Source organism: Mycobacterium sp. TH-M25 (assembly GCF_057473665.1).
In genome coordinates, this window is the sequence record NZ_JBYCLA010000420.1 from 1 (window position 1) to 4,828 (window position 4,828).

4 protein-coding genes are annotated in these 4,828 nt (G+C 63.4%); 3 read left to right on the forward strand and 1 reads right to left on the reverse strand.

The window, feature by feature from the left end; all coding sequences use genetic code 11:
- Positions 1-41: 41 nt before the first annotated feature.
- The 3 genes from AC2VOU_RS14190 to AC2VOU_RS14200 are packed head-to-tail and all read left to right on the forward strand — an operon-like array spanning position 42 to position 3,923.
- Complete coding sequence (locus AC2VOU_RS14190) at positions 42-1,295, forward strand: hypothetical protein (protein ID WP_486957959.1); 1,254 nt, start codon at positions 42-44, stop codon at positions 1,293-1,295.
- 28 nt (positions 1,296-1,323) lie between these two features.
- Positions 1,324-2,622, forward strand: coding sequence for a Wzz/FepE/Etk N-terminal domain-containing protein (locus AC2VOU_RS14195; protein ID WP_486957960.1), 1,299 nt, complete (start codon positions 1,324-1,326; stop codon positions 2,620-2,622).
- Entirely contained in the window at positions 2,622-3,923 is a 1,302-nt protein-coding gene (locus tag AC2VOU_RS14200) for an FAD-dependent oxidoreductase (RefSeq protein ID WP_486957961.1), read from the forward strand. Before AC2VOU_RS14195 ends, AC2VOU_RS14200 begins: the two co-directional genes overlap by 1 nt.
- A gap of 47 nt (positions 3,924-3,970) precedes the next feature.
- On the opposite strand, the gene AC2VOU_RS14205 is transcribed toward AC2VOU_RS14200, so the two are convergent.
- The coding region (locus AC2VOU_RS14205; RefSeq protein WP_486957962.1) for a diguanylate cyclase domain-containing protein at positions 3,971-4,828 on the reverse strand (858 nt) is incomplete at its 5' end.

Below are 4,828 nucleotides of genomic sequence, written 5' to 3' on the forward strand. Positions count from 1 at the left end.
GTTTGATGGGTGGGTGTGCTGCGGGCTGAATCATATTGTTGTTGCGGGTTGACTACGAGTCCTTTGCGGGGATTTTTGTGGGGGGGCCTTACGGGAACGACTCCACGGCTCTGGCGGACCCGAATATCGGAGGTGGGACGCTGAAGGCGTACGGCGACGAATTCACCCAGCAGCGCATGACCAGTTACGTACGGCTCGTGACGACACCGATGGTGGCGGACCCGGTTGCCAAACGGCTGCAACTCGGTGAGTCCGGCGAAGAGCTCGCCAAAAAGCTGAGCGGGCACATAGTTCCCGACACCGTGGTGATCCAGGTGAGGGCACAGGACAGTTCCCCGGTTCGGGCGGCTGCAATCGCCGATGCGGCCGCGCAGCAGACCATCGACGTCATCAAAGACGTCGAGCGCCCGCCCTATACGACAGTGTCCCCGATCCAACCGGTTCTCACCGAACCCGCTTCGGTTCCCAACCGGCCGATCTCGCCGCGCTCGCTGCTGAACATTATCTCCGGAACGGTCGTCGGGTTTATTCTCGGGCTGACCTATGTCGCCGCATATGCCGGAGTACGAGAAAGCCGGTTGCTGAGGCGCTTTCGCGGCGACGACGACATCGCCGGTGAGCATGCGGACATTCTCGGAGTGCTCTCCGCCGAGGACCACCTGAGCCTCGACGAGGTGCATGTCGACGCCAAACTACTCCGACTGGAAATTGCGTGGCGGCTGAACGAGGCGGGTATCCGGTCCTTCGTGGTCGCAGCACCCCGTGCCACTCCGACGACCGGAGTTTTCGCCGCGTTACTCGCGACCGCCTTGACGGAAGCCGGATCGCCCACCGTTGTGGTGTACGCCGACTTCACCGCCGAACACGACGGCTCAACGGTTGGCCTGGGCGACCTGCTCAGTGCGCCAATGGCTTTGGACGCGGCCATCCAAACCGACGAACGCAGCGGGATCAGCTGGATCTCAGCGGGTGCGGCGCCGGCGAATCCGACGAGAGAACTCACCGGTTCGAGGATGCGCGATGTACTGGCCGAGTTGGACGATCGCTACCGGCACGTCATCGTGGTAAGCGCAGCGGTTCTGGAGTCGGCCGACGCCGCCGACATGGCGAGCCAGGTCGGCGCCTCGATTCTGATCGACCCCGTCTCGCAGACCTCCATGGACGAACTCCGGGAGAGTGAAAGGCTGCTGGGGCTTTCCCGAGGCAGATGCCTGGGACGGGTTGTTGTTGCCGGTCAAAGATTCTCAAGACCCGTTGAGACATCGCAGCTGGATCAAAGGCGTCTCGCCGCATGAGGCAGTCACATACCGTGAGCGGAGAACCATGGAGCTGTTGATAAAGGCATGGACGAAGGTAAGTCAGCGGTGGCCGGTCATGCTTGGGTGCCTGGCGTTTGCACTGCTGGGTGCCGTGACCTACCAGATCAGTGCCGACACCCAATACACTGCTTCTACGGAGTTCTTCCTACGTGCTCCCGACGTGAAGACCTCTGCGGGCGCCTACCAAGGTGACCTGTTCTCTCGGCAGCGGGCGCAAACCTACGTCAATCTTTTCCAGAGCGACGATTTGGCTCAATCGGTGATTGATAAGCTCGGGCTGACGGTGACGCCACAACAGCTGGCATCAAAGGTCTCGGCCACCGCAGTGAAAAACACTGTACTTATCATCGTTTCAGTCACTGACAGCAACGCCCAGCATGCGGCGAATATCGCCAACGGTTACGGGAGCGTCTTGGGCGCTTACGTTGCCAAGCTGGAAAACGTCAGTAACGATCCGACTGTCGGACCTCTGGTCCAGGTCGTCGCAAAGGCGAGCCCGGCCACGGCAACGGCATCCGGATATCCGACCTGGATGGTCACGTTCGCCGCTCTGGTGCTGGCCCTGTTCGTGGGCGCAACCGTCATCTGGTTCCTTGAACGTTTCGATACCAAGGTGCGGTCGCGCCGCCAGGTGGAGGAGATCACCGGGTGCGACATCATCGGCAGGCTGGCCAAAACTCAAGCGCTTGGTTCCGACGGCAACGTCGCTCAGGCATTTGACGAGTGCGAGGAATTCAAGCAGGGGGCGTTGCGCCTGAGCCTCAACGTCGAGTCTATCCTGCAGCGACTCCCGCGGATCAAGGCCGAAATCCCGCCGGTCGTCGCGATCGTCGGCGCCCACAGCGGAGACGGCGCCACCGTCGCGACGAGGGCGCTGGCGCGAGCTTTTGCCGATCGCGGACGTAGCGTCGGCGTCGTTTGCTTGGATGAACCCCACCGGGAGGCCCCGCAACCCGCGTTGGCCGTGGCGGGAAGTGCGTTACCAGAGGTGTCCGGGCGAAACGATGTGACAACCGTGTCTTGTTCTACCGAAGCGTTGAGCGCAGAGATCCACAGTCGCGACGCTTTACTGCTGCAGAGCAATGTCATTTTGATTGACGCGCCCTCGTTTCACGATTCGATCGATGCACAGCTGGCCCTCGAGGCGGCGGATGCCGTCGTCTTGGTCGTACGGCCGATTACTACAACGGTGCTTTCGCTGTCGCATCTGGTCGCCGGAATCCGTGCACTCGACATTCCCCTGCTCGGGGTTGTGGTCAATCTGGCAAAGGAGTCCGCCACGGTTGAAGGGGCTTATCTCTGATGCGCGGTGATCACGCAATCGTCTGCGGCGCGGGCTTCGGTGGTTTGCTCGCCGCGCGGGTGCTCTCGGAGTTCTACCAGACCGTCACGGTGGTCGAACGGGATACGTTGGCGGACAACGCGACCCCGCGTCGCGGGGTTCGTCAGGGCCGGCATTCTCATGTGCTGACCAGTCGCGGCGCGCAGGAGTTGGAGGGGCTGCTCCCGGGTGTGCTGAAAGAACTCGTCGCCGCCGGCGCGACAGTGTGCGATGACGGCGACCTGTCCCGGGTGTCCATCCGGGTGGGCGGCCGCGAGTACAACAGGACGTGCACGTTCACCGATCCCGACGCGGTGGTGGTGTACCTCGTAAGCAGGCCACTGCTGGAATTCACTGTGCGGCAACGGGTGCGTGCCATTGCCAACGTGGAGATCCTGGACGGCCATGACTTGGTCGAGCCGGTCGCACTCGAATCGGACCGCGTGACCGGCGCGCGGGTGTTCAACCGGATCACCGGTGAAGAGCGGGTGCTGGACGCTGACCTGGTGGTCGACGCGATGGGCCGCGCCGCCCGTACCCCGGCTTTCCTCGAGAACCTGGGCTACGGGCGACCGGTGACTGAACACTCGACGGCGAACGCGACCTACGCCAGCCAACTGCTGCGGATACCGGACGGCGTGGTCGACGAGAAGATGACGATGGTGTTTCCGGAGCCGAATCTGCCGACCGGTGGCGCGCTTTCGTCGTACGAGAATGGCACCTGGATGTTGACCGTCTATCGCCTTGACCAACTTGAACCGCCTACCGATTTGGCCGCCTTGATGCAATTAGGCGCCCGATTCGTGTGCCCAGCGCTCAGGACCGCGATGCAAGCAGGTGCAGAACCCCTGGGTCAGATGGACGTCTACCGCTACCCGGGCGGCGCTTGGCGACGATACGACACGATGCAGCGGTTCCCGGCCGGGCTGCTGGTGTTCGGCGACGCGATCTGCAGCTTGAGTCCCATCTACACCCAAGGCATGACGGTGGCCGCGCTCGAAGCGGTTGCGCTGCGTGAATGCTTGTCGCAACCCGACGCGGACATGAGTCAGCGATTCTTCGCTGCTGCGGCCGGGTTGATAAAACCGCTGTGGGTGTCGAACCAGTTCAACGACCACTACATGTACCCCGCGTATGGCCGGCCGCCGGTGTCGGAAGAACTGCTTTTTCTTCGCGAGGAGGTCCTACTCGCGGCAGAGAGCAGCTCGGTGCTCACCGAAAAGCTCTTCCGAGCAATGAATCTCGTTGACCCACCGGCCGACTACAGCCCGCTTCTGGTGTGAGGCGGCTAGACCATGGCGCGGGTCAGGGCCTCGCTGTCGGCGCCACCTTACTGATGTACCCGGATGTCGTCGCCAAACAATTGTTTCAGCGAAATGTCGCTGGCCACGACGATCCGATTACGGCCGGCGCGCTTGGCCGCCAAGACGGCTTCGTCGGCACGACGCAGCAGGTCGATGCCGGCGTCCCGGCCCGGCTTGCCGGCGGCCACGCCGATGCTCACCGTCCGGACCACCTGGTGATCCCTGATCGTCAGACGGCCGTACACCGCCTTCCGGATCCGGTCGGCAAAGATCGCTGCGGCCTGGGACGTCATCGGCTGGTCTGGAACGACGACGAACTCGTCGCCGCCCAGTCGGGCAACCATGCTCTGGCTCCCGGCACAGGATCTCAGCCGATCGGCGCAACCGCGGATGTACCAGTCGCCCACCCCGTGGCCGAGCGAGTCGTTGACCGCCTTCAAACGATCGAGATCGATGTAGAGCACCGCAACCGGGCCGTCCTGCCGCGGCGCGAGCCGATCCGAAAGGTGGGCGAGCAGAGCTCGACGGTTACGCAAACCGGTCAGGTCGTCGTGGTCGGCAAGGTGGCGAAGCCGCTCTTCGGCGGACACGCGGGTCCGGAACTGGGCGAAGAGGGAGGCGGCCGTTGCCAGGGTGTGCTTGGCCTCCGCCGGCCATCGGCCGCTGCGGCACTTGACGAAAACCAACGCTCCGGTGGTGAGGCTTCCCTCGATCAGCGGTGCGGCGGCAACCATCGGTGGGCGGCCGCGGCGGCCGGTGATCAAGGGGAGAGAGAAAGTGCCGTCGTCGAAGTTGCGGCGGACGGTCACCGTCTCCTTGCCGTTTTCACACACCGCCAGCGCCGGGTGATGGCTGGTGAAAGGTATGACGGCGAATGGGTCCGG